We start from the raw sequence: 24665 nt of genomic DNA on the forward strand, positions 1-24665 counted from the left end.
TACGCCGTGATGGAACCGCGATCACAGCACATAACGTCACATGTAACCTTTTACGTCATTTGTTTTTAAAACAAGAAGATAGCTGGATAAGCGCGCCTGAAGACTGCTAGTTTTATGACCATGACGCACCCCGAGTGCGCGGTTCAATAAGAGAGAAAGCCATGAAACGAGCCGTGAACGCCCTACAAAATTTCGGAAAATCATTGTACGGACCGGTACTTATCTTACCGATCGTCGGTCTGTTCATTGCCTTTGGTAACGTGCTGGGTAACGGTAATCTCGCGGAGTATCTGCCGTTTCTTGGCCATCCCCTGATTCAGCATATTGGTCAGCTTATCGCGAAATCTGCCGTGTCGGTGCTGGTGAACCTGGCGCTGGTGTTTGCCGTAGGGATACCGATTGGTCTGGCGACGCGTGATAAAGGCTATGCCGCGCTGATTGGTCTGGTGACCTTTGTCGTATTCATCAACGCCATGAACGTCACGCTGCAGCTGCAGGACGCGCTGGCGCCAGCTGCTCAGATGAAAGCGGCCGGACAAACCATGGTGCTGGGCGTGCAGGTGCTGGAGATGGGCGTTTTTGCCGGGATCCTGACCGGTGCGCTCTCCGGCTATCTGTACAACAAATACTCCGGCGTACAGTTTAACGGCGCGATGGCGATTTACTCCGGCCACTGTTTTGTCGCTATCGTCATGCTCCCCGTCTCCATGATGCTCGGCGTGGTGATGAGCGAACTGTGGCCGTTTGCCCAGCACGGCATTAGCGCCCTGGCGCTGGCCATCAAAGGCTCCGGGCCGTTCGGCGTGGCAATCTACGGTTTCCTGGAACGCATTCTGGTCCCCACCGGCCTGCATCATCTGGTTTATACGCCGTTCCTCTATACCGAGCTGGGCGGCACGCAGGAGGTATGCGGAGCAACCTATCAGGGCGCGCGCAATATCTACTTCGCCGAGATGGCCTGTCCGGACGTGAAGCAGCTCAGCAGCACCGTGGTGTGGGATGCGCGCGGCATCAGCAAGATGTTCGGCCTGCCTGCCGCCGCGCTGGCGATGTATATGACCGCAAAGCCGGAACGTAAAGCCGTTGCGAAAGCCATTCTGATCCCGGCGGCGCTGACCTCGCTGCTGGTCGGCGTGACCGAGCCGATTGAGTTCTCCTTCCTGTTCGTCGCCCCGCTGCTGTTCGTGGTGCACGCGGTGCTGACCGGCATCGGCATGATGCTGTTCTCGCTGCTGGGCGTTCACGCCATCGGTGCCAACGGGATTATCGACTTCATCCTCTACAACCTGCCGCTCGGCACGGAGAAGTCCAACTGGCCGATGTACATCGTGGTCGGGCTGATCATGTTTGCTCTCTACTTCGTGGTGTTCCGCTTCCTGATCCTGCGCTTCAACATGAAAACGCCGGGCCGTGAAGATGAGGACCAGGAGACGCGCCTCTACAGCAAGCAGGAGTACCAGGCTAAAGGCAATAACGACGGGCTGGGCGAGTCCATCGTGGTGGGTCTGGGCGGTCGGGAAAACATTGAAGTGGTGGATAACTGCTACACCCGCTTACGCGTCACGGTGAAGGACGTCGCCATCATCGACGAGCCGCGGCTGAAGGCGACCGGCGCGAAAGGGATTATCAAACAAGGTAACAACGTTCAGGTGGTCTACGGGCTGCACGTCAAAAAAATGCGAGAAGCCGTTGAGACGTTTCTCTGAAAGGAGCTAAAGATGTTTACACCCCCATTTATCCTGTCGATTGCCGGCGGCGGCAGCACCTACACGCCGGGTATTGTGAAAAGCCTGATGGTGCGCCTGCAGGATTTTCCGCTGGCCGAAATCCGCCTTTATGACATCGACGAGGCACGTCAGAACACCATTGCGCCCGTCGTCGAGAAGGTCATTCGCGACCACAGCCAGAGTATCAAATTTACCGTCACCAGCGACCCAGAAGTGGCCTTCAGCGGCGCGCATTTCGTCTTCGCCCAGATGCGCGTCGGCCAGTATAAAATGCGCGAGCAGGATGAGAAGATCCCGCTGCGTCACGGCGTGGTCGGCCAGGAAACGTGCGGACCCGGGGGGCTGGCGTACGGACTGCGCACGATCCTGCCGATGGTGGAGCTTATCGATCTGGTGGATCGCTACGCGCACGAGAAGGCCTGGATCGTGAACTACTCCAACCCAGCGGCGATCGTCGCGGAGGGCGTACGCCGCCTGCGCCCGAACGCGCGGGTGCTGAACATCTGCGATATGCCGGTAGCCGCGATGCGCAATATGGGGGCGATTCTGGGCGTCGATCGCCACAAGCTCGAAGTCGACTACTTCGGCCTGAACCACTTCGGCTGGTTCACCCGCGTGCTGGTGGATGGCGAAGACAAGCTGCCCGAGCTGCGTAAGCATATCGCGAAGTTTGGCCTGCTGACGGAAGATGCGGCCAAAACCGATCCGCAGCATTCCGATCCCTCCTGGGTGAAGACCTGGCGCAACATTAAGCCGATTATGGACAACTTCCCGGAGTATCTGCCGAACCCGTATCTGCAGTATTACCTGATGCCGAACCAGATTGTGGCGCACCAGAACCCGGACTATACCCGCGCCAATGAAGTGATGGACGGGCGCGAGAAAAAGCTGTTCGCCGCCGCCGAAGAGTATAAGCGCACCGGGATCCTGCCGGATGCCTTCCACGTGGGCGTGCACGGCGAGTTTATCGTCGATGTCGCCCGCTCGCTGGCCTTTAACCTGCGAAGCCGCCATCTGGTGATGGTGGAAAACCACGGCGCGATTACCAACCTGCCTTACGATGCCGTGGTGGAAGTACCCGCTTATATCACCTCCGAAGGCCCGGAACCGATTCGCGTCGGTCAGGTGCCGCTGTTCCATCAGACCCTTTTGCAACAGCAGCTCGCCTCTGAACAGCTGCTGGTGGAGGCGACCATAGAAGGCAGCTATGAGAAAGCCCTGCAGGCATTCACCCTCAACCGCACCGTGCCGACCATGGAACATGCAAAAGCGATTCTGGATGAAATGATCGCGGCCAACCGCGACTACTGGCCTGCGCTGCAAAAAGCCTGGCAGGACGGCGAAACGGTGAAAAAATAGGGGCTTGCTCGCGAGTTGAACGTGGTTTGCTTGTCGGTGTCAGAAAAAACACCGACAATCCTTTTTTACGGAAAAGAATGGAGGCAACCCATGTCCACCTCATATTTTGTCGCCGCCGACTGGCTGATTGAGCACGGCGACGATCCGGAAGTTCAGATTATCGACGCGCGTATGGCCCCTCCGGGACAAGAGCATCGTGACGTGCCCGGTGAATACCGTGCCGGGCATCTGCCGGGTGCGGTATTTTTTGATATTGAAGCCCTCTCCGATCACACCTCTCCCCTGCCGCACATGCTGCCGCGCCCGGAAGCGTTTTCCGTGGCGATGCGCGAGCTGGGGATCAGCAAAGACAAACACCTCGTTGTCTATGATGAAGGCAACCTCTTCTCCGCGCCGCGCGCGTGGTGGATGCTGAAAAACTTCGGCGTGGAAAAAGTCTCGATTCTTGCCGGCGGGCTGGCGGGCTGGAAGCGCGACGAGCTGCCGCTTCAGCAGGGCGACGTGACGCTGCCGGAAGGTGAATTCGACGCGACCTTTGACACCCACGTGGTAAAACGCCTGACCGACGTGCTGATCGTGAGCCATGAAAAAACGGCGCAAATCGTCGATGCCCGTCCTGCTCCACGCTTCAATGCCCAAGCGGATGAACCGCGTCCGGGGCTGAAGCGTGGACATATTCCGGGCGCGCTGAACGTGCCGTGGGGCGACCTGGTGTTTGAGGGCGAGCTGAAAACTACCGACGAGCTGCGCGCCATTTTTGACCGTGCTGGCGTGGATTTACATCGTCCGATTATTGCCAGCTGTGGCTCCGGTGTTACGGCCTGCGTAGTGATCCTGGCGCTCGACACGCTCGGCACGAACGACGTCACGCTCTACGACGGCGCCTGGAGCGAATGGGGTGCGCGAGACGATCTGCCTGTCGAACCCGCGAAATAATGGATAACCGCCTGGCCACGCTGTTAACGCGCGGGGCATCGCTGACTCGCGCGGAGTATCGCGTCCTCGCCCACCTTACGGAGCATCCGCTGCTGGTGGGCAACATCACGGTGCGAGAGCTTGCTCAGGCGACGTTTGTTTCTACCGCCACCATCATGCGGCTGTGCCAGAAGCTGGGGTTCAGCGGCTTTAGCGAGTTTATCTGGCACTGCAAGCAGCTGCTCTCCGACACGCCGCACATTGCCGTTCAGGGGCAATCGCGTCCTGAACTCCCGGTGCTGTTTAATCAGTTTATCGCCAACTATCAGCACACCTTTCAGTGGGTCACGCAGGAGAAGCGACAGCAGTTTGCCGACCTGCTGCGCCAGAAAGAGAGTTTCTTTCTCTACGGGGCTGGGTTTTCCTATCTCTTTGCGGAGTACCTGACCAAGAAGCTGCAGGTGCTGGGCAAAACGGCGTTTATCTCCGGGCCGGGAGACAGCCGGAATATTTTCCTCAGCAACGCCGCGCGCTATCAGGTGTTTATTGCCGTCTCGCGCAGCGGCGAAACGGAGCAGGTGCTGGATAAAGCGCGGATTGCCAAAAACGTCGGCATGACCATCGTCGCGTTTACCCGCGCCTCGGCCAACACGCTGGCAGAGATGGCCGACGTTCACTTTGCGCTCTATGACGAAGCGGTACACTACGCCGCCGAAGCCGCAGGGGTGACGTCGTTTGAGTCGAATCTGGTGCTGCTGATGGATTTACTGCTGCTGGAAGCAACGGGGTGACATTCACCCCGCTGAAATCAGATGATGCGGTTGGTTTTGAGATCGCGCAGGAAGCCGCCCCAGCGACGCTCGTAGAACGGGGTGATGTGCTCGGTAATAAAGTGGCTGATACCCTTCTCACCGTTTTTCACCTGACAAATATCAATCGGCTCATCGCCCGGTAGCGTGTCGGTCGCCACGCTGCCCGCAGCCTGAACGATCTCGTCGAAATCGCCATCGGCCTCAATACCGATCAACAGCACCGGCTTTTCGTCCGCGCGCTCTTTGATGGAGCAGAGAAACGCGCGCCTGACGGGCTTGAGCGTTTTGAACAGCGTCGTCAGGGAATCAATCATCTGCGCGGGCGGCTCGGCCACCTCAGACAGCAGCAGCGTTTCACCCCCTTCAAGCACTTCCTGGGTGCTGAGCGGGTTGCCCTCTTCACCTATCAGGTGGCTGATTTCACGCGGCGTGAACTCTTTCCCGGTCGGCAATTTAGCGTTGAGGAACAGCGTCTGGCCCAGCGTCATTTCAAACAGGGTACGCACCGGCATTACCACGAACGCCTGTTCGTCTTCTACCGCTTCCTGCAGGGCTTCCAGCGAAGTAAAGAACGGGATCACCGACGTGCCGTCATCTTTCTCCCAGTGCAACAGATCCAGCGCGCTGTCTTCGACAACCTGCTCACCTTCCGCCGCGGTGCCCGGCACCCAGACGGTGGATTCCAGCAGCGTGCGGAAAAAAGCCGGACGGTGGGCGGGCTCGGTCGCCGCCTGCTCCAGCAGGGTTTCTAATTCGTTTTTGGTATCTGACATAGTTTGGCTACTTCAAAAAACGCCGGATGGCGCTTCGCTTACCCGGCCTACAAAACCGTAGGCCCGTGCAAGCGCAGCGCCGCCGGGCAATATGATGACTCCGAAGGCGCGCGTAAGCGTAGCGCCACCCGGCTAAAAAGATTACTCAGCCGTCAGCAGGTTCGCCACGGTACGCACACCCAGACCGGTTGCGCCCGCAGACCACTGCTCAACCGCGGCTTTACGGTACGTTGCGGAGCAGTCGATGTGCAGCCAGCCTTCATGATAATTCTCAACGAAGTGAGACAGGAAGCCTGCCGCGGTGCTTGCGCCCGCAGGGTACGCCGCGCTGGCGGTATTGTTCAGCTCGGCAAAGTTGGACGGCAGCTGGCTGCGGTGGAACTCGGCCAGCGGCAGACGCCAGAACGGTTCATTTTCAGCAGCGGCGCTTGCCAGCAGGCGAGCGGCCAGCTTGTCGTCGAAGCTGAACAGCGCATGGTAGTCGTTACCCAGCGCGGTTTTCGCCGCGCCGGTCAGGGTCGCCATATCGATAATCAGCTCTGGCTTCTGGGCAGACGCGTCGATCAGGCCATCAGCCAGCACCAGACGGCCTTCGGCGTCGGTGTTCATCACTTCGACGTTTTTGCCGTTGCGATAGCGAATGATGTCGCCCAGCTTGAAGGCATTACCGCTCACCATGTTGTCCGCGCAGCACAGGTACAGCTTCACCCGCTTGTTCAGACCGCGGGTAATCGCAAACGCCAGCGCGCCGGTGATGGTGGCTGCGCCGCCCATGTCGGACTTCATGGAGTCCATGAACGCGCTCTGCTTCAGGCTGTAGCCGCCGGTGTCGAAGGTGATACCTTTACCGACCAGGCAGGCAAAGACAGGAGCGTCTTTATTGCCGGTTGGGTTGTAGTCCAGCGCCAGCAGCACCGGTGGACGCTCAGAACCACGGCCCACGGTATGAATACCCATGTAGTTCTGCTCGCGCAGGTCTTCACCCTTGGTGATGCGGTAGGACATCTTGTCGCCCGCCACGCCGCACAGCAGGTCAACCGCGCGCTGCGCCAGCTGCTCAGGGCCTAACTCTTCCGCCGGGGCGTTGATGGTGTCGCGCACCCAGTCGATAATTTGCAGGCGGCTTTCCAGCTCTTTCTGACCGGCTTCGTCGAGGTTTGCCCACTCAATTTTGCGGGTGCCTTTCGGGCCTTTGTAGCCTACCCAGAATGCCCAGCTGCGGTCGGTGTCCCAGCCTTCGCCTTCCAGGGAGACATGCTTAATGCCCAGACCATCAATTTTACGCGCGGCGCGCTGGATCAGGCCCAAATCATCGTTGCCCGTCAGGTGCAGGGTAATACCGTCGTTGTTGATGCTGTAGCTGGCTTTCTCGCCCCAGCGCGCGTCGGCGGGCTGCGTAGAGAGCGTAATCTTCATCGCTTCGGTCATTTTATTTTTCCTTATTAGCAACTAGCAAACGGGCCGCCTGAAGGCAGCCCGTTTTGTTATTTATTCTGCTTCATCTAACCAGACTAACAGAATCGCCTCCAGAATTTTTTCATTGGATGCGTTTGGATCGTCGTCGAAATCCTCTAAATCGCAGATCCACTGGTGCATGTCGGTGAATCGTACGGTCTTCGGATCAAGATCCGGGTTCGCGTCGTAGAGCGCTTCGCCGATTTCACGGCTGTCTGTCCACTTCAGTCCCATATCAATGCTCGCGTGCGTGGTTGATGGTGTAGCGTGGGAATTCCACGACCAGATCTTCATCGGTCACCGCAGCCTGGCAGCTCAGGCGGCTGTCTGGCTCCAGACCCCATGCTTTATCCAGCATGTCGTCTTCGTCTTCGGTGCTCTCGGCGAGAGAGTCAAAACCTTCACGCACGATGCAGTGGCAGGTGGTGCAGGCACAGGATTTCTCACAGGCGTGTTCCACTTCGATACCTGCACGCAGGGCAACATCGAGAATGGTTTCACCGGTCTTCGCTTCCAGAACAGCGCCATCCGGACAGAGGTCCGCATGAGGCAAAATTACAATCTTTGGCATATTAAACCTCGTCCACGGACTGGCCTTTCAGCGCGACGCGGACAGATTTGTCCATGCGGCGAGCAGCAAAGTCCTGGGTTTGTTTATCAACGTTTTTAATGGCTTCTTCTATTGCGTCAGCGTCATTGCCTTCAGCGACCACGCTTAAGCGCGAGGCGGCTTCGTCAATCACCTGACGCTCAGCGGCGCTGAGCAGCGCGGCATCGGCAGCAAGCGCGCCGTTCAGGCTTTCCAGCACGCGGGCGGCTTCCACTTTCTGCTCCGCCAGCATACGCGCCTTCACATCCTGCTCGGCGTAGCTCATTGAGTCCTGAATCATGGAGGCGATTTCGCCATCGGTCAGGCCGTAGGACGGCTTCACCTGGATGGACGATTCCACGCCGGTGGATTTTTCCATCGCCGTGACGCTCAGCAGGCCGTCAGCATCCACCTGGAAGGTGACGCGAATATGCGCCCCGCCCGCAGGTAGCGCCGGAATTCCGCGCAGCGCAAAGCGCGCCAGAGAGCGGCAGTCCTGCACCAGCTCGCGTTCGCCCTGCATCACGTGGATGGACATCGCGGTCTGGCCGTCTTTGAAGGTGGTGAACTCCTGCGCGCGCGCCACCGGAATGGTGGTGTTACGCGGGATCACTTTCTCCACAAGGCCGCCCATGGTTTCTAACCCCAGCGACAGCGGGATGACGTCCAGCAGCAGCATTTCGCTGTCCGGCTTGTTGCCGACCAGAATATCGGCCTGGATTGCGGCGCCCACGGCAACCACTTTGTCCGGGTCGATGGAAGTCAGCGGCGTGCGGCCAAAGAACTCGCCCACGCGCTCGCGCACCAGCGGCACGCGGGTCGAACCGCCCACCATGACCACTTCCAGCACCTCGTTCGCCTCAACGCCCGCATCTTTCAATGCGCGACGGCAGGCCAGCAGGGTGCGTTTCACCAGCGGGGCAATCAGATCGCTGAACTGGTCGCGGGTGATGTCACCCTGCCAGCCCGCAACGTTTACGGTAACCGTCTGCGCATCGCTCAGGGCGATTTTGGCGTCAATAGCCGCATCCAGCAGCTCGCGCTGTACGCGCGCATCGCTGCGATCGCTGATGCCCGCCTGCTCGCGAATGTAGTCCGCCAGCAGATGGTCGAAGTCATCGCCGCCCAGCGCGGAATCCCCGCCGGTTGCCAGCACTTCAAATACCCCACGGCTTAAGCGCAGGATTGAGATATCAAAGGTACCGCCGCCGAGATCGTAAACCGCAATGACCCCTTCCTGACCGGAGTCGAGGCCGTAGGCAATCGCCGCCGCCGTCGGTTCGTTCAGCAGACGCAGCACGTGCAGGCCCGCCAGACGCGCGGCGTCTTTGGTGCCCTGACGCTGTGCATCGTCAAAGTAGGCAGGAACGGTGATCACCACGCCGTCCAGATCGCCACCGAGCGTTGCCGTTGCGCGCTCTGCCAGTGCCTTGAGGATATCAGCAGAAACACGAATCGGGTTCAGCAGACCGGCCGCGGTCGCGATCATCGGCAGGCCGTTTTCACTGGCCTGCAGCTGATATGGCAGATGCGGGTAGCGGGTCTGAATATCGGCCAGCGAGCGGCCCATCATGCGCTTGACGGAGCTGATGGTGTTGGCCGGATCGCGCGCGGCGTTGGCGCGGGCGTCATAGCCGACCGCGTGACCCTGCTGCTGGTAGTGGACCACGGAAGGCAGCAGATGGCGGCCCTGCTCGTCAGCCAGCGTTTCCGCCTGGCCGCTACGCACGGTCGCCACGAGGGAATTGGTGGTGCCCAGGTCAATACCCACCGCCAGACGACGCTGGTGCGGTGCGGCACTTAAGCCAGGCTCACTAATTTGTAATAAGGCCATAATTGCTTCCGAAATTAAAAATCGAGCAGCTTTTCTTCGAGTTGTTCAGCACTGCTTCGCAGTTTATCGAGAAAACGGAGTTTGCGCACAGTATCTGCCGCCACGTCCCAGCTCTCGTTGTTCAGTTGCTCCACCATCTGCTGATGGCGGGTATCGAACATGCCCTTCACGCGCGTAATAAAGCTTTCCAGACGCGCTTCGTCTTTGGCCTGTTCAATCTCATCGAGCTCTTCACGAAGCTCCAGCTGCTCCATCAGAAATGCCGTGTCGCGCACGGTGTGCTGTTCGCTCGCCAGATCAAAACCGTGGAGCGAGAGCAGATACTCAGCGCGCGTCAGCGGATGGCGCAGCGTCTGCCAGGCCTGGTTGATGGTCGCAGAGTGCGATACCGCAGCCAGCTGCTCTGCCTGAGTGCCGCTCGCGAATTTGTCCGGATGGTACTGACGCTGAAGATCCTGAAAGCGGATCGTCAGCGCCTGGAGATCAATCGGGTATTGAGCGGGAAGTCCGAAGAGAGTGAAGTAATCCATAACAATCTCAGGGGTAGCCTGTTATAACAAACCCCACGCGCAGCGGGTACGCCACGGTGGGGTTTCGGATGACGCGCGGTTAAACGTGGAAGCTTTCGCCGCAACCACACTCGTCTTTGACGTTCGGGTTCGTGAATTTAAACCCTTCGTTCAGGCCTTCTTTAACGAAGTCCAGCTGAGTGCCGTTGAGGAATTGCAGGCTTTTGCCATCGACCACCACCTTCACGCCCTTGTCTTCAAACACGGTGTCGTCAGACGCCGGTTCGTCAACAAACTCCAGTACGTAAGCCATACCAGAACAGCCGGAGGTACGTACGCCCAGTCGCAGGCCAAAGCCTTTACCACGGTTCGCCAGAAAAGAGCTTACTCGCGCGGCAGCGCTGTCGCTAAGGGTAATCGACATACTCAAACCTCAATTATTTTGCTTCACGTTTGCTTTTGTAATCCGCAATGGCGGCTTTGATCGCGTCTTCTGCCAGAATTGAGCAGTGAATTTTCACCGGTGGCAGTTCGAGTTCTTCAGCAATATCCGTGTTCTTGATTGCCTGTGCTTCGTCCAGAGACTTGCCCTTCACCCATTCGGTGACCAGGGAGCTGGACGCGATAGCAGAACCGCAGCCGTAGGTCTTGAAGCGCGCGTCTTCAATGATACCTTCATTGTTGACTTTAATCTGCAACTTCATCACGTCGCCACACGCCGGCGCACCGACCATGCCGCTACCAACAGATTCATCGCTGTTGTCAAAAGAGCCAACGTTGCGTGGGTTTTCGTAATGATCGATGACTTTTTCGCTGTATGCCATGATTGAATTCTCCTTATGTACCGATTAGTGATGTGACCATTCAATGCTGTTCAGATCCACGCCCTGCTTGAACATTTCCCATAGTGGAGAAAGGTCGCGCAGACGGCCAATGGAGTTGCGAACCAGCTTGATGGTGTAGTCAATCTCTTCTTCGGTAGTGAAACGACCTAAAGAGAAACGGATAGAGCTGTGTGCCAGCTCGTCAGTCATACCCAGCGCACGCAGCACGTAGGATGGCTCAAGGCTTGCAGAAGTACAGGCAGAACCGGAAGAAACGGCCAGGTCTTTCAGCGCCATGATCAGCGATTCGCCTTCAACATAGTTGAAGCTGACGTTGAGGATGTTCGGAGCGCCCTGCTCGAGATCGCCGTTCAGATACACTTCTTCCATATCTTTCACGCCATCCCACAGACGGTTACGCAGCGTGCGCAGGCGTGCCATCTCGGTTTCCATCTCTTCTTTTGCAATGCGGTAGGCTTCGCCCATGCCCACGATCTGGTGAACAGGTAGCGTACCGGAACGCATGCCGCGCTCGTGACCGCCACCGTGCATCTGTGCTTCGATGCGGATACGTGGTTTACGACGCACGTACAGCGCGCCAATCCCTTTCGGGCCATAGATTTTGTGGCCGGAGAAGGACATCAGGTCCACTTTCAGCTGGCTCAGGTCGATAGGCAGTTTGCCCACGCTCTGGGTCGCGTCCACGTGGTAGATGATACCGCGCGCGCGGCACATTTCGCCGATGGTCGCGATGTCCTGCACCACGCCGATTTCGTTGTTGACGTGCATGATGGAGACCAGAATGGTGTCATCACGCATAGCCGCTTCGAGCTCTTTCAGATCGATGATGCCGTTGCTCTGTGGCGCCAGATAGGTGACTTCATACCCTTCACGCTCCAGCTGACGGCAGGTGTCCAGCACGGCTTTGTGTTCGGTTTTGCTGGTGATGATGTGCTTGCCTTTTTTCTGATAAAAGTTGGCTGCACCTTTGATCGCCAGGTTGTCGGATTCGGTCGCACCAGAGGTGAAAACAATCTCACGCGGGTCGGCACCCACCAGGTCAGCAATCTGATTACGGGCGATATCAACCGCCTCTTCAGCATGCCAGCCAAAACGGTGTGAACGGGAAGCTGGGTTACCAAAGTTTCCGTCCAGGGTCAGACACTGCATCATTTTCTCGGCAACACGCGGGTCCACCGGCGTGGTTGCGGAGTAATCGAGATAAATCGGTAATTTCATTGCTCTTTAAACTCCGTACATCGCTTCAATGCAAGGAATCAGGCAACCGGCTGGATGTACGACCGAGTACACGGGGCGAGTCTTCGCCCCGGCCTGATTCTGAAATACTTATCGTTTTATTACGCGCGCAGTTTGACGTCGATAGCGTCCTGCGCGCGGGTGCTGCGTTGAGAATCCTGACTGTGCTGACGACCAGAGACATCCAGAACTTCCTGGTTATTGACCAGTTCACCCAGGGTGATGTTGTTCAGGAAGCCGGTGAGACGGTCGCTCAGGTCGCGCCACAGCGCGTGGGTCAGGCACTTATCGCCGCCCTGGCAGCCGCCTTTACCCTGGCAACGGGTTGCGTCAACGGATTCGTCAACTGCGCTAATCACTTCACCAACTGCAATACTGCCCGCGTCTTTACCCAGCAGATAACCGCCGCCTGGGCCACGAACGCTGGAAACCAGTCCATTTTTACGCAGTCTGGAGAACAGCTGTTCCAGATAAGAGAGGGAGATCCCTTGTCGTTCAGAAATATCAGCCAACGGAACCGGGCCCGCTTCGGAGTTGAGCGCAACGTCCAGCATCGCGGTCACGGCATAACGCCCTTTAGATGTCAGTCTCATGTCTTACTTAACCTCAAACTCGCCCCTGCCCGGGGTTTTTTATAGTAAAATGGGGTATTGCATAGCAGGGCCAAGTCTGACATTCCTGACTAAAATGGTCAACTATTTACTTGACTGTTTTAGTCAGGTATTTAACCTTCTGTGCCTTCATAATACAGGTGCGGCCTGATGCCCTCACCCCGCCCCTCTCCCACAGGGAGAGGGAGAAAACAAACCGGCACTACTCTTTATTCTTCTGCTCAATCGACGCCAGAATTCCGCGCAGGATGTTCAGCTCCTGGCTTTCCGGACGCGCGCGGGTAAACATACGGCGCAGCTTGTTCATCACCTGGCCCGGGTGGCCTTCACGGATAAAGCCGGTTGAGAGCAGCGTCTGCTCCAGGTGACCGTAGAAACGCTCAAGGTCGTCCACCAGCGGGTAAGCCGTCTCTTCTTTCGGCTCGACCTCTTTTTCCTGCGTTGCCAGCCACGCCATACGGACTTCGTAAGCGATAACCTGCACCGCCATCGCCAGGTTCAGCGAGCTGTACTCCGGGTTTGCCGCAATCGCGACGTGATAATGACACTTCTGCAGCTCGTCGTTGGTCAGGCCAACGCGCTCGCGGCCAAACACCAGCGCAACCGGCGCCTGTTCTGCCTCCGTGACACTTTTCAGGCCGCATTCACGCGGATCGAGCATTGGCCACGGCAGCGTGCGCGAACGCGCGCTGGTACCCACAACGAGGCTGCAGCCGGCCAGCGCTTCGTCAAGGGTGTCGACGATCTGGGCATTGCCGATCACGTCGCTGGCCCCGGCCGCCAGCGCGATAGCCTGCGAGTCGGGTTTCACCAGCGGGTTAACCAGCCACAGGTTCGTTAAGCCCATGGTTTTCATAGCGCGGGCAACGGAGCCCATGTTGCCGGTGTGCGATGTTTCGACCAGCACGATTCGAATGTTTTGCAGCATAATTTTTAATGTCTGAATTCAGCGTCTGAAGAATATTCGGGCATATTATCATAAACGGGAGACATAATCCGATCCCGCTGCTATACTCTGCGCCGATTTTCCTGTTCTTTAACATCCAGTGAGAGAGACCGATGCATCCGATGCTGACCATCGCCGTGCGCGCAGCGCGCAAGGCGGGTAATGTAATTGCCAAACACTACGAAACGCCAGACTCCGTAGAAACCAGCCAGAAAGGCAGCAATGATTTCGTGACGAACGTCGATAAAGCCGCAGAAGCGATTATTATCGAAACGATCCGCAAATCTTACCCACAGCACACCATCATCACCGAAGAAAGCGGTGAACATGAAGGTACCGATCAGGATGTTCAATGGGTTATCGATCCACTGGATGGCACCACCAACTTCGTCAAACGCCTGCCACACTTCTCTGTGTCTATCGCAGTACGCATTAAAGGCCGTACTGAAGTCGCCGTTGTGTACGATCCAATGCGTAACGAACTGTTCACCGCGACCCGCGGTCAGGGCGCACAGCTGAACGGCTACCGTCTGCGCTGCAGCAACGCACGCGATCTGGACGGCACCATCCTGGCGACCGGTTTCCCGTTCAAGGCAAAACAGCACGCGACCACCTATATGAATATCCTGGGCAAACTGTTCACCGAATGCGCGGACTTCCGTCGCACCGGTTCTGCTGCGCTGGATCTGGCCTATGTTGCCACCGGCCGCGTTGACGGTTACTTCGAACTCTCACTGAAGCCATGGGATTTTGCAGCGGGCGAGCTGATCGCGCGTGAAGCAGGCGCCATTGTTTGCGACTTCACCGGCGGCCATAACTATCTGTCTACCGGCAACATCGTTGCGGGTAACCCACGCGTTGTTAAAGCCATGCTGGCAAACATGCGTGATGAACTGAGCGATGCGCTGAAGCGTTAATCCCGGTAATTCCCTCTCCCTGTGGGAGAGGGAATTGAAACTAAAAAGGCCGCAATCCCCTTCCCACCGGCACCGCACTCATCCACATCGTTACCGCCGCTACCAGCAGAATCACCCCACCCGCCAGCGCAAGCGTGGTCCAGCCAACCTGCCGCCACAGCACCGGCGTTTTATTGCCGCTGAGTTTGACCGCCAGCTGACGGAAGCTGTGTACCAGCAGCGCTAAAGACGAAATGGTGAGAGAGGTTCCTGCCGCCATCGCCAGCGCGGACAGCATGCCCCAGCCGAACACGCCTATCACCTTACTGAACAGCAGCACCATGATGGCACCCGAACACGGGCGCATGCCCATAGAGAGAACAATCACCAGCCGCGCGCGCCAGTCGTCACCGTTCTGTAATTGTTCCTGCGTGGGCAAATGCTGATGTCCGCAGCCGCAGTTTTCATCATGAACGTGGTGCGGCGTAAAGGTTTTGAATTTCGGCTTTTGCAGCAGCACGCGCAGCTTTTTGAGCGCCCGCCAGCAGAGGATCAGCCCCAGCAGGCCCACCAGCGCATAGCTCCCTTTTTCAAGCCAGAAGCTGCTCATGTGCAGCTGGCGCGCCGGAAGCTGCAAAAGTGAAAGCACAACAACGACCAGCGCAATCGCCACGCCGCCCTGCAGCAGCGAGGAGGCCAGCGTCAGGCCGATACTCGATTTCAGCTTTGACGGATGGGTAGCAAGCCAGGTGGTAATGACGATTTTGCCGTGCCCCGGCCCCAGGGCGTGCAGAACGCCATAGACAAAACTGAACGCCAGCAGGGAACCACCCGCTTTGGTCGGGTTCTCCGCCACCGCCTTCAGCAGACCGCTCATCTGCTGGTTGACCTCACGCTGCCAGATAATGCTTTTCATCATGACCTGCGGCCAGGCCTGCCACAGCCACAGCGCACCGCCAGTTGCTAACAGTAAAAAGAGCGCCAGCGGCCAGAGGTGCAGCCAGCGGCGCGGTTTCCGAACCGGAGAGGAGATCACTGACATTGTAACGTCACCTCCTGCGCAAACTGTTTACCCAATTCCATATCCTCGGGTGGGGCATCTTCTTTATCAAGCGAGACCGCAAAGTTCAGCGTCTCTTCGCTCGGTTTCGGGGTGTGTACGCCAATTTTGCAGCTTTTTTGCAGCGCGTCCGGCAGCCGTACGTCGCTGTCTTTGTCATAGCGCATGTCAACATAGTAGGTAGGGTCAAAGGTGGAAAAGCGGTACGTTTGCCCCGCCAGCGGCTGCGGATGCGCCAGCGGAAGCACAAACGTCAGCACCGCCTGGTGCCCGTCACGCGTCATCCCGTATTCCGTGGGTCGGTTCAGAAATTTGACCTTTTGCCCGTTGTGCCAGAACTCGGTGAAGTAGTGCTGACCGAGCACGTTGGCCATTACTTCCGCCGCCAGCTTTTTCCAGATTTCATCGCCGGGCTTCGCATTTCCCGCATCATAGAGCAGATCGGCCGAGGTGATTTCATCCATCGTCCAGCGCATTTTCAGGCCGCTCAATTGCGTGCCGTCGATGACCAGCTCGGTTTTGAGGTCGATAAAGCTGTGAGGGTGTGCGCTGGCGGTTAAGCTGATAACCGCCAAAAATAACGCCATCGCACATTGTTTAACTGTTTGCATCAATTCCTCACGTCAAAAATTCTGTGATGTTCCCCAGCAATCCTGAGTGAAAGGCCTGCCGGCGCGCTTTTCAGCGCTCATCCTTTAGCTATTCTTATCAAACATTCACACTGGATACCCGACAGATGATGACGACGCTTGAAATTCCATCTGTGCTTTCCAGTTCGCAGCGCCGCTGCCAGGTGCTTTTAATGCTTTACCTGCCCGATGCTGCCGTCACCGCACAGAGCATAATCGCTGCCAACGGCGTGGACGACGCGATGGCACGGCAAGATATAGCCGAGACGCGCGATGAAATCCAGCGCTATCACCGGCTGGATATCGTTACGCACCACGACGGCTGCTACCGGATTGAAGGCACAGCCCTGAATCAGCGTTTATGCCTGCTGCACTGGCTGCGCCGGGCGCTGCGGCTTTGCCCGCAGTTCGTCTCGCACCAGTTTACTCCCGCATTAAAAACCGCGCTTAAACAACACGGCATCGCGCGTCCGCTTTACGACGATGCGAACCTGCGGGCGCTGATCGGCTTCTGCTCACGCAAGCTCCAGCGCCAGTTTGAATGCCGCGACGTCCAGTTTTTACAGCTTTATCTGCAATACTGCCTTATTCAGCACCAGCTCGGGAATACGCCGCAGTTTTCCCACGTTCAGCGCAGCTGGACCCAGTCGAGAGGGGAGTATTTTACGGCCCAGGAGATCGTGCGCCACTGGAGACGGCGCGTCCCGCAGGGCGCCCACGGGGATGAACAGCTGTTTCTGGCGCTGCTGTTTATGATGCTCCGCACGCCCGATCCGGTGCTTGATAAGCACCAGCAGGATCAGCGTCTACGTCGGGCCATCGTGCGCATGGTGGCCCGCTTTCGTTCCCAGACCGGGATGAACTTCAGCGATGAGCAGGGGCTGACCGATCAGCTGTATATCCATCTGGCTCAGGCGCTGGACCGTTCGCTGTTTGAGATCGGCATCGACAATAACCTGCCGGAGGAGATCCACCGCCTTTATCCCCGACTGTTACGCACCACGAAAGAGGCGCTGTTTGAGCTGGAGGCGGAATTTGGCCTGCGTTTTTCCGATGAAGAGATGAGCCTCGTGGCGGTGATTTTTGGTGCCTGGCTGATGCAGGAGACTGACCTGCATGAAAAACAGGTGATCCTGCTGACGGGAGACGATAAAGCCAGTGAGGAGCAGATCGAACAGCAGCTTCGCGAGCTGACGCTGCTGCCGCTCAACATTCGCTACCTGACGCTGCAGGCTTTTCAGAAAGAGGGGGCGCCGCGCGAAGCCGCGCTGGTTATCACCCCCTACCCTACGGCCCTGCCGCTGTTCTCGCCGCCGTTGATTCATGCCGTTGAGACATTGAACGCGCAGCAGCAAGAACATATTCGCGCCATGCTGGAATCATAGCGACGCGCGGGGAGCCACTTTAGGGCGAACAACGATGGCGGGCAAGGCGACCAGCGCCATCACCCAGAAGACGCCGTGCCCCAGATGCTGATAGAGGAACCCCGCAAACACCGTCATGATCGCGATACTGCCCCCCATCGCCACTGCCGAATAGACGGCCTGCAGACGAATCACGTCCCCGCCCTCGCGCGCTGCGATATAGCGCATCGCCGCCAGATGGCACACGGTAAAGGTGCCGCAGTGAAGAATTTGCGCAACAATCAGCCACGGTAGATCGGTCGTCCAGCCCATAATCCCCCAGCGCGCCACCCCACACACGGCGGAAAGCAGCAGCAGGTCACGCGCGCCAAAGCGACGGAACAGTTTTTTGCTCAGGGCAAAGATAATGACTTCGGCCACCACGCCCAGCGACCACAGATATCCCACGGCGGAAGCGGAATACCCTGCCCCCTGCCAGTAGATGGCGCTGAAGCCATAATACGCCGCATGCGCCCCCTGAAGGAGGCACACGCACGCCAGAAAACGCCAGCTCTGTGCGACCAGGCTCCGCCATGCGGGCCAGCCGGCGCTCTCCTGATGGCGGCTTTCCCCTTGTGGCATCACCGACGGTCGCAGCAGCATGCCCAGCAGCATCGAGGCAATACCGATGCTCAGCAGGGCAAGAATGGCGCGATAATCGTAAAGGCTGACCAGTTTGCCCACCAGCGCCGAGCCAATCACAAAGGCGATAGAGCCCCACAGGCGCACGCGACCATAGTCCATGGTGATCTGCTTTTGCCAGGTGTTCGCCAGGGCATCCGTCAGCGGCACCAGCGGTGAGAAGAACAGGTTAAAGCCGACCATCACCACCATCAGCCAGGCAAACTGGTGGCTGACCCAGAAGCAGGCCACAAAGACCAGGGTCAGCAGAGCAAGAATGCGCACGGCCTTGATCAGTAAGGAGGGATCGCTGACGCGCGGGGCAATCAGCAGGCTGCCGAGGAAACGCGCCACCAGCCCGGCCCCCAGCAGGACGCCGATGGTCTCGGGCGTCAGGCCGATACCCTTGAGCCAGACGCTCCAGAAGGGCAGAAAAATGCCGTAGCTAAAGAAATAGGTGAAATAACTGAGCGCCAGCCAGCGCGTGGAATGCAAGACCATGAATCCCTCCCGAAATCGAGGCCATAGTCTGGCGAGAATATAAAAATTAAGCAAGTAGATAGCCTGCTATAAATTAACGAAAAATTAACATCTTGTGCAGTCGCCTGGCTTATGGCAGGGAATGGAAATATGTATTACGTTTAAATTACTCCACTTGCAGAGGTTTTCTGCCATGAACTCACTACGTTATCTCGATTTCGGTCAGTCGCGTCACCTGCTGCTGTTGATCGGCCGCATCGCACTTGTCGTGCTGTTTATTATCTTTGGTTATCCAAAACTGACGGGATTTAGCGGCACCGTACAATACATGACCTCGCTGGGGACGCCGATGCCCATGCTGGCGGCCATTATTGCGGTGGTGATGGAAGTACCTGCCGCCATTCTGATCGTACTGGGCTTTTTCACCCGTCCTCTCGCGGTACTGTTTGTGTTCTACACCCTCGGAACGGCGGTGATTGGGCATCACTACTGGGATATGACCGGTGATGCGGTCGTACCGAATATGATTAACTTCTACAAGAATATCAGTATTGCTGGCGCCTTTATTTTGCTGGCGATTGTTGGTCCCGGCGCGATTTCCCTTGACCGGCGTTAAGCCATAAAAAAAGGCCGCAAGCGCGGCCTTTTTTATTTCTGCAAAGCAGAGGAATTATGCGTATACCGGGAAGCGTGCGCAGATATCCAGAACTTTGCCTTTGACGCGCTCGATAACCGCTTCGTCATTGATGTTGTCCAGAACGTCACACATCCAGCCAGCCAGCTCTTTCACTTCCGCTTCTTTGAAGCCGCGGCGAGTCACGGCCGGAGAACCGATACGGATACCGGAGGTCACGAACGGGCTCTTCGGATCGTTTGGCACGCTGTTTTTGTTCACGGTGATGTTGGCGCGGCCCAGGGCAGCGTCAGCTTCTTTACCGGTCAGGTTCTTATCAACCAGATCCAGCAGGAACAGGTGGTTTTCAGTACCGCCGGATACCACTTTGTAGCCACGGTTCAGGAACACTTCCACCATCGCTTTGGCGTTCTTAGCAACCTGCTGCTGGTAAACCTTGAACTCTGGCTCCATCGCTTCTTTCAGCGCTACCGCTTTTGCCGCGATAACGTGCATCAGTGGGCCGCCCTGCGCGCTTGGGAACACCGCGGAGTTCAGTTTTTTGTACAGCTCTTCGTCACCGCCTTTCGCCAGGATCAGGCCACCGCGTGGACCCGCCAGGGTTTTGTGGGTGGTGGTGGTCACAACGTGAGCGTGCGGAACCGGGTTCGGATAAACGCCTGCGGCGATCAGACCCGCAACGTGCGCCATATCAACGAACAGGTAAGCACCGATGCTGTCTGCGATTTCACGCATTTTTGCCCAGTCAACGATACCGGAGTAAGCGGAGAAGCCACCGATGATCATCTTCGGTTTGTGCTCTTTAGCCTGCTTCGCCATGTCTTCGTAGTCAATTTTACCGGACTCATCAATACCGTAAGGGATGATGTTGTACAGTTTGCCGGAGAAGTTAACCGGGGAGCCGTGAGTCAGGTGGCCGCCCTGCGCCAGGTTCATACCCAGAACGGTATCGCCCGGCTGCAGCAGCGCGGTATAGACCGCGAAGTTAGCCTGAGAGCCAGAGTGCGGCTGCACGTTCGCGTAGTCAGCGCCAAAGAGTTCTTTCGCACGGTCGATAGCCAGCTGCTCAACGATATCAACGTACTCGCAACCGCCGTAATAGCGTTTGCCAGGGTAACCTTCAGCATATTTGTTGGTCAGCTGAGAACCCTGCGCCTGCATAACGCGCGGGCTGGTGTAGTTTTCGGAGGCGATCAGTTCGATGTGCTCTTCCTGACGTACTTTTTCCTGCTCCATAGCCTGCCACAGTTCGGCATCATAATCGGCAATGTTCATTTCACGCTTTAACATCCGCATCTCCTGACTCAGCTAACAAGTAAATTTTGGCCTGAAAAGGCAGTCCTGTTGGACGACGGGCAACAGTATAACTGATTAGTTCTGTGATAACAGGTCTTGACAAACGATTTTACGCAAACGTTTTCCTACCCGCCACGCAAGGGTTTGAGGAATAAAGCTCTCGCCCTTTCCAGCGGATTTCTTTTCAGGTTTGTGATGCATATTTTTCATCTTGCAAAGAACCATTTACAACGCAGGGGTATTTTTTATAAGATGCATTTAAAATACATCATTAAAGTGACATCAGAAGGACGCGCTCATGCTCGACGCTCAAACCATCGCTACCGTAAAAGCCACCATTCCTCTGCTGGTGGAAACCGGCCCTAAACTCACCGCCCATTTCTACGATCGCATGTTCACGCACAACCCGGAGCTCAAAGAGATATTCAACATGAGCAACCAGCGTAACGGCGATCAGCGTGAAGCGCTGTTCAACGCCATCGCGGCCTATGCCAGCAATATTGAAAACCTGGCTGCACTGCTGCCTGCGGTAGAAAAGATTGCGCAGAAACATACCAGTTTCCAGATCCAACCCGAGCAGTACAACATTGTGGGTGGCCACCTGCTGGCGACGCTGGACGAGATGTTCAGCCCGGGCCAGGAGGTGCTGGACGCGTGGGGTAAAGCCTACGGCGTGCTGGCAAACGTGTTTATCAACCGTGAAGCACAGATCTACAGCGAAAACGCCAGCAAGAACGGCGGCTGGGAAGGCACGCGGGCGTTCCGCATCGTCGAGAAAACCCCGCGCAGCGCATTGATTACCAGCTTTGAGTTTGAGCCGGTGGACGGACAGCCGGTGGCCGATTACCAGCCAGGGCAGTATCTGGGCGTGTGGCTGAAGCCAGAAGGCTTCCCGCATCAGGAGATCCGCCAGTATTCTCTTACCCGCAAGCCAAACGGCAAAGGCTACCGCATTGCGGTGAAGCGTGAGGACGGCGGTCAGGTTTCCAACTGGCTGCACAACGAAGCGAACGTGGGCGACGTGGTCCATCTGGCCGCGCCGGCGGGCGACTTCTTTATGGCCGTTGACACTAATACACCGGTCACGCTGATCTCTGCGGGCGTCGGCCAAACGCCAATGCTGGCGATGCTCGATACGCTGGCAAAATCTCGCCACGGCGCGCAGGTTAACTGGTTCCATGCCGCCGAAAACGGCGACGTACACGCCTTTGCGGAGGAGGTGAAAACGCTCGGGGCGTCCCTGCCGCGCTTCACCGCGCACACCTGGTATCGCCTGCCGACGGAGGCAGACCGCGCAGATGCCCGCTTTGACAGCGAAGGTCTGATGAATTTAAGCCAGATGGAAGGGGCGTTTAGCGCGCCGGACATGCAGTTCTACGTCTGTGGGCCGGTGGCGTTTATGCAGTATGCCGCTCAGCAGCTGGTTGAGCTGGGCGTGAACAAAGACAGCATTCATTACGAGTGCTTCGGCCCGCATAAGGTGCTGTAATCGCCCGGCGGCGCTTCGCTTGCGCGGGCCTACGAAGAGTTTTGTAGGCCGGGTAAGCGCAGCGCCACCCGGCAAGAACGTTAAATCGCGGCGTCGTCTTCTTCGCCGGTACGGATACGGATCACGCGCGCCACGTCAAAGACGAAGATTTTACCGTCGCCAATTTTGCCCGTCTGCGCGGTGCGGATGATGGTATCCACGCAGGTATCGACGATATCGTCGCTGACCACGATTTCAATTTTTACTTTCGGCAGAAAGTCGACCATGTACTCTGCGCCACGGTAAAGCTCGGTGTGGCCCTTCTGACGACCAAAACCTTTCACTTCCGTCACGGTCATCCCGGTGATGCCGACTTCCGCCAGCGCTTCACGCACATCATCCAGTTTGAAAGGTTTAATAATCGCATCAATCTTTTTCATGGTGGGTCCTTAAACTCTTGCCTGTAAGCTGCCTCGTAATCGATTGCTCACAGTACCATACGGCATTACTCTTTAAAATCGTTTGCTTCCAGCTCGTGGCGCGACAGCAGCTTGTAGAACTCGGTGCGGTTGCGTCCGGCCATGCGCGCGGCGTGGGTCACATTGCCTTTGGTGATCTGCAATAGCTTGCGCAGATAGTTGAGCTCAAACTGATTCCGCGCTTCGGCAAACGTCGGCAGCGCCGTGTTTTCCCCTTCCAGCGCCTGCTCCACCAGCGCGTCGCTGATGACCGGTGAAGAGGTCAACGCCACGCACTGCTCAATCACGTTGACCAGCTGACGCACGTTGCCCGGCCAGCTTGCGGCCATCAGCCGCTTCATTGCATCGGTGGAAAACGCGCGCACGAATGGTTTATGGCGATCGGCCGCCTGGCGTAAAAGGTGGTTCGCCAGCAGCGGAATGTCTTCCGCCCGTTCCGCCAGCGCCGGGATCTTCAGGTTCACCACGTTCAGGCGGTAGTAGAGATCTTCACGAAACTCGTTGCGGGCCATCACTTTCGGCAGATCGCGGTGGGTGGCGGAAATAATTCGCACATTAATATCAATGTCGCGGTTGCTGCCCAGCGGGCGAACTTTGCGCTCCTGCAACACGCGCAGCAGCTTGACCTGCAGCGGCGCGGGCATATCGCCAATCTCGTCCAGGAACAGCGTGCCGCCTTCCGCGGCTTGGAACAGCCCTTCCCGGCTGCTTACCGCCCCGGTGAATGCCCCGCGGGCGTGACCAAACAGTTCAGATTCAAGCAGCTGCTCCGGGAGCGCGCCGCAGTTAATCGCAATAAAGGCGTTCTTGCTGCGCGGGCTGGCGTTATGGATCGCCTGGGCCAGGATCTCTTTCCCGGTACCGCTCTGGCCGTTGATGAGCACGCTGACGTCGGACTGCGCCACCATCCGGGCCTGTTCAAGCAGACGCAGCATCACGGGGCTGCGGGTGACGATGGACTCCCGCCACGCTTCATCCCCCGCCGGGGCGGCGTGTTCCAGCGCGCTGTCGATTGCCTTATACAGCGCGTCTTTGTCCACCGGCTTGGTCAGGAAGCTGAATACTCCCTGCTGCGTCGCGGCAACCGCATCCGGGATCGACCCGTGCGCGGTCAGGATAATCACCGGCATACCCGGCTGCTGCTTCTGGATCTCCGCGAACAGCTGCAGACCGTCCATTTCGTCCATCCGCAGGTCGCTTATCACCAGATCGATCTTCTCGCGGCTGAGAATTTTCAGCCCCTCGAGCCCGCTTTCCGCGGTCACGACGCTGTAACCTTCACTCACCAGACGCATGCCCAGCAGCTTTAACAGCCCGGGATCGTCATCCACCAGTAACAGATGGGCAGGTTTACGGCTCGTCATGCTTCACATCCTCTTGTTTCGGCGTATCGCTGTCCGGTGCCGCAGATGAACTCCCCGGCTGATATTTGCGCGACGAGAGCTGCCTTTCGATATCGGTCAGGTTTTCCAGCTTACGCGTAGTGGTATCGAGCTGCGTACGTAAATGTTGCTGCTGCTGACGCAGCGTATCAAGCTCGCTGTCGGTTGACTGTTGCAGCTTGCTGTAGCGGGAGCGCTCTTCAGACAGCTGAAGCTGTAATGTCTGCCCATCGCGCCAGAGCTGGTATACCGGGCGTACCTGCACGGGAAGATTGACCACGAACGTGTCCAGTCGGGTCACGTTGGTGCGCCGTTCGACGGGGGTGATTTTCGCATCAGCCAGCAAAATGCCGCGCTTGAAAGCGTCCTGCCAGGTGTCGTCATCCAGCATCGCCGCCTTCGAGCGAGCGTCTACCGGGGCCAGACGCTGGGCGCAATCTATTCCACGCAGCCAGAACAGCGGGTTGCTTTCAACGTCATGACCTGACAGGTTCCAGATATCGTCACAGCGGGTTGAGAGGAAATCGGCCAGCTGGTTATCAGGCCATTTATCTTCTTGTTTATCGCTAATTGCACTTTGTGGCGCATGGGAAACACACCCTGCCAGAAATAAACAGGGAAGGCTCAGGCGAAGCGTGTTGCGGGAAAACACCGCGCGTACGGCGCGGGAAAAGACGTGTGACATACTCACCAGACATAGATTCAT

Annotated in this window: 26 protein-coding genes; 8 read left to right on the plus strand and 18 right to left on the minus strand. The window is 57.5% G+C overall.

The window, feature by feature from the left end; genetic code table 11:
* The first annotated feature begins 161 nt into the window (after positions 1–161).
* From P349_RS09840 to P349_RS09825, 4 genes are all read left to right on the plus strand, one after another.
* Positions 162–1706, plus strand: coding sequence for a PTS transporter subunit EIIC (locus P349_RS09840; RefSeq protein WP_032648701.1), 1545 nt, complete (start codon positions 162–164; stop codon positions 1704–1706).
* A gap of 12 nt (positions 1707–1718) precedes the next feature.
* Positions 1719–3086: a 6-phospho-alpha-glucosidase gene (locus tag P349_RS09835; protein WP_032648698.1), complete on the plus strand. Its 1368-nt coding sequence runs from the start codon at positions 1719–1721 to the stop codon at positions 3084–3086.
* Between the two features lie 90 nt (positions 3087–3176).
* Positions 3177–4022: a 3-mercaptopyruvate sulfurtransferase gene (gene sseA, locus P349_RS09830; protein ID WP_032648696.1), complete on the plus strand. Its 846-nt coding sequence runs from the start codon at positions 3177–3179 to the stop codon at positions 4020–4022.
* Complete coding sequence (locus P349_RS09825; RefSeq protein WP_032648695.1) at positions 4022–4792, plus strand: MurR/RpiR family transcriptional regulator; 771 nt, start codon at positions 4022–4024, stop codon at positions 4790–4792. The genes sseA and P349_RS09825 overlap by 1 nt, the downstream gene beginning before the upstream one ends.
* A gap of 17 nt (positions 4793–4809) precedes the next feature.
* Here the strand turns inward: P349_RS09825 and sseB are convergent, their stop codons facing one another.
* The 11 genes from sseB to trmJ all read right to left on the minus strand — a co-directional run bounded on the left by sseB (position 4810) and on the right by trmJ (position 13593).
* The gene (gene sseB / locus P349_RS09820) at positions 4810–5586 is read right to left on the minus strand and encodes an enhanced serine sensitivity protein SseB (RefSeq protein ID WP_032648693.1); all 777 of its coding nucleotides are present in this window, start codon (positions 5584–5586) and stop codon (positions 4810–4812) included.
* A 141-nt stretch (positions 5587–5727) separates the two neighbouring features.
* Entirely contained in the window at positions 5728–7014 is a 1287-nt protein-coding gene (gene pepB, locus P349_RS09815) for an aminopeptidase PepB (protein ID WP_032648691.1), read from the minus strand.
* 60 nt (positions 7015–7074) lie between these two features.
* Positions 7075–7275 carry a Fe-S cluster assembly protein IscX gene (iscX, locus tag P349_RS09810; protein WP_003860650.1) on the minus strand — a complete coding sequence of 67 codons (201 nt, stop codon included), beginning with the start codon at positions 7273–7275 and terminating at the stop codon, positions 7075–7077.
* A gap of 1 nt (position 7276) precedes the next feature.
* Positions 7277–7612: an ISC system 2Fe-2S type ferredoxin gene (gene fdx / locus P349_RS09805; protein WP_003860652.1), complete on the minus strand. Its 336-nt coding sequence runs from the start codon at positions 7610–7612 to the stop codon at positions 7277–7279.
* Position 7613: 1 nt separating this feature from the next.
* Positions 7614–9464: a Fe-S protein assembly chaperone HscA gene (gene hscA / locus P349_RS09800; RefSeq protein ID WP_032648689.1), complete on the minus strand. Its 1851-nt coding sequence runs from the start codon at positions 9462–9464 to the stop codon at positions 7614–7616.
* A gap of 14 nt (positions 9465–9478) precedes the next feature.
* Complete coding sequence (gene hscB / locus P349_RS09795) at positions 9479–9994, minus strand: co-chaperone HscB (RefSeq protein ID WP_032648688.1); 516 nt, start codon at positions 9992–9994, stop codon at positions 9479–9481.
* A gap of 79 nt (positions 9995–10073) precedes the next feature.
* Entirely contained in the window at positions 10074–10397 is a 324-nt protein-coding gene (iscA, locus tag P349_RS09790) for an iron-sulfur cluster assembly protein IscA (RefSeq protein WP_003860659.1), read from the minus strand.
* A gap of 13 nt (positions 10398–10410) precedes the next feature.
* Positions 10411–10797, minus strand: a complete 387-nt coding sequence (iscU, locus tag P349_RS09785) for a Fe-S cluster assembly scaffold IscU (protein ID WP_003860661.1) — start codon at positions 10795–10797, stop codon at positions 10411–10413.
* Between the two features lie 24 nt (positions 10798–10821).
* Positions 10822–12036: a cysteine desulfurase gene (gene iscS, locus P349_RS09780; RefSeq protein ID WP_008502157.1), complete on the minus strand. Its 1215-nt coding sequence runs from the start codon at positions 12034–12036 to the stop codon at positions 10822–10824.
* Positions 12037–12155: 119 nt separating this feature from the next.
* Positions 12156–12647 (minus strand): Fe-S cluster assembly transcriptional regulator IscR, encoded by a 492-nt coding sequence (iscR, locus tag P349_RS09775; RefSeq protein WP_024908641.1) that lies wholly within the window; start codon positions 12645–12647, stop codon positions 12156–12158.
* Positions 12648–12867: 220 nt separating this feature from the next.
* A complete protein-coding gene (gene trmJ, locus P349_RS09770; protein ID WP_032648686.1) occupies positions 12868–13593 on the minus strand; it encodes a tRNA (cytosine(32)/uridine(32)-2'-O)-methyltransferase TrmJ in 726 nt (241 codons plus the stop codon).
* Between the two features lie 131 nt (positions 13594–13724).
* Here trmJ and suhB point away from each other — a divergent pair, with 131 nt between their 5' ends.
* Complete coding sequence (gene suhB / locus P349_RS09765; protein WP_024908639.1) at positions 13725–14528, plus strand: inositol-1-monophosphatase; 804 nt, start codon at positions 13725–13727, stop codon at positions 14526–14528.
* Between the two features lie 40 nt (positions 14529–14568).
* Here suhB and P349_RS09760 read toward each other — a convergent pair whose 3' ends face one another.
* Positions 14569–15549: a nickel/cobalt transporter gene (locus tag P349_RS09760; protein ID WP_032648684.1), complete on the minus strand. Its 981-nt coding sequence runs from the start codon at positions 15547–15549 to the stop codon at positions 14569–14571.
* Positions 15540–16178: a DUF1007 family protein gene (locus P349_RS09755; RefSeq protein ID WP_032648683.1), complete on the minus strand. Its 639-nt coding sequence runs from the start codon at positions 16176–16178 to the stop codon at positions 15540–15542. Before P349_RS09755 ends, P349_RS09760 begins: the two co-directional genes overlap by 10 nt.
* 125 nt (positions 16179–16303) lie before the next feature.
* Here P349_RS09755 and csiE point away from each other — a divergent pair, with 125 nt between their 5' ends.
* Positions 16304–17581, plus strand: a complete 1278-nt coding sequence (gene csiE, locus P349_RS09750) for a stationary phase inducible protein CsiE (RefSeq protein WP_032648681.1) — start codon at positions 16304–16306, stop codon at positions 17579–17581.
* On the opposite strand, the gene P349_RS09745 is transcribed toward csiE, so the two are convergent.
* Positions 17576–18721 (minus strand): 3-phenylpropionate MFS transporter, encoded by a 1146-nt coding sequence (locus P349_RS09745; RefSeq protein WP_024908635.1) that lies wholly within the window; start codon positions 18719–18721, stop codon positions 17576–17578. The genes csiE and P349_RS09745 overlap by 6 nt on opposite strands.
* Before the next feature lie 172 nt (positions 18722–18893).
* On the opposite strand from P349_RS09745, the gene P349_RS09740 reads away from it, so the two are divergent.
* Positions 18894–19316, plus strand: a complete 423-nt coding sequence (locus P349_RS09740; RefSeq protein WP_024908634.1) for a DoxX family protein — start codon at positions 18894–18896, stop codon at positions 19314–19316.
* 54 nt (positions 19317–19370) lie between these two features.
* On the opposite strand, the gene glyA is transcribed toward P349_RS09740, so the two are convergent.
* Entirely contained in the window at positions 19371–20624 is a 1254-nt protein-coding gene (gene glyA, locus P349_RS09735; RefSeq protein ID WP_008502165.1) for a serine hydroxymethyltransferase, read from the minus strand.
* A gap of 304 nt (positions 20625–20928) precedes the next feature.
* Between glyA and hmpA the strand changes: the two genes are divergently transcribed.
* Positions 20929–22119, plus strand: coding sequence for an NO-inducible flavohemoprotein (hmpA, locus tag P349_RS09730; RefSeq protein ID WP_032648680.1), 1191 nt, complete (start codon positions 20929–20931; stop codon positions 22117–22119).
* An 80-nt stretch (positions 22120–22199) separates the two neighbouring features.
* Here the strand turns inward: hmpA and glnB are convergent, their stop codons facing one another.
* From glnB to qseG, 3 genes are all read right to left on the minus strand, one after another.
* Positions 22200–22538, minus strand: coding sequence for a nitrogen regulatory protein P-II (glnB, locus tag P349_RS09725; protein ID WP_003860685.1), 339 nt, complete (start codon positions 22536–22538; stop codon positions 22200–22202).
* Positions 22539–22603: 65 nt separating this feature from the next.
* Positions 22604–23941, minus strand: coding sequence for a two-component system response regulator GlrR (gene glrR / locus P349_RS09720; RefSeq protein ID WP_021241871.1), 1338 nt, complete (start codon positions 23939–23941; stop codon positions 22604–22606).
* Positions 23928–24665 carry a two-component system QseEF-associated lipoprotein QseG gene (gene qseG, locus P349_RS09715; protein WP_032648678.1) on the minus strand — a complete coding sequence of 246 codons (738 nt, stop codon included), beginning with the start codon at positions 24663–24665 and terminating at the stop codon, positions 23928–23930. The genes glrR and qseG overlap by 14 nt, the downstream gene beginning before the upstream one ends.

This window comes from Enterobacter sp. DC4 (genome assembly GCF_000568095.1).
Lineage (GTDB): Bacteria > Pseudomonadota > Gammaproteobacteria > Enterobacterales > Enterobacteriaceae > Enterobacter > Enterobacter pseudoroggenkampii.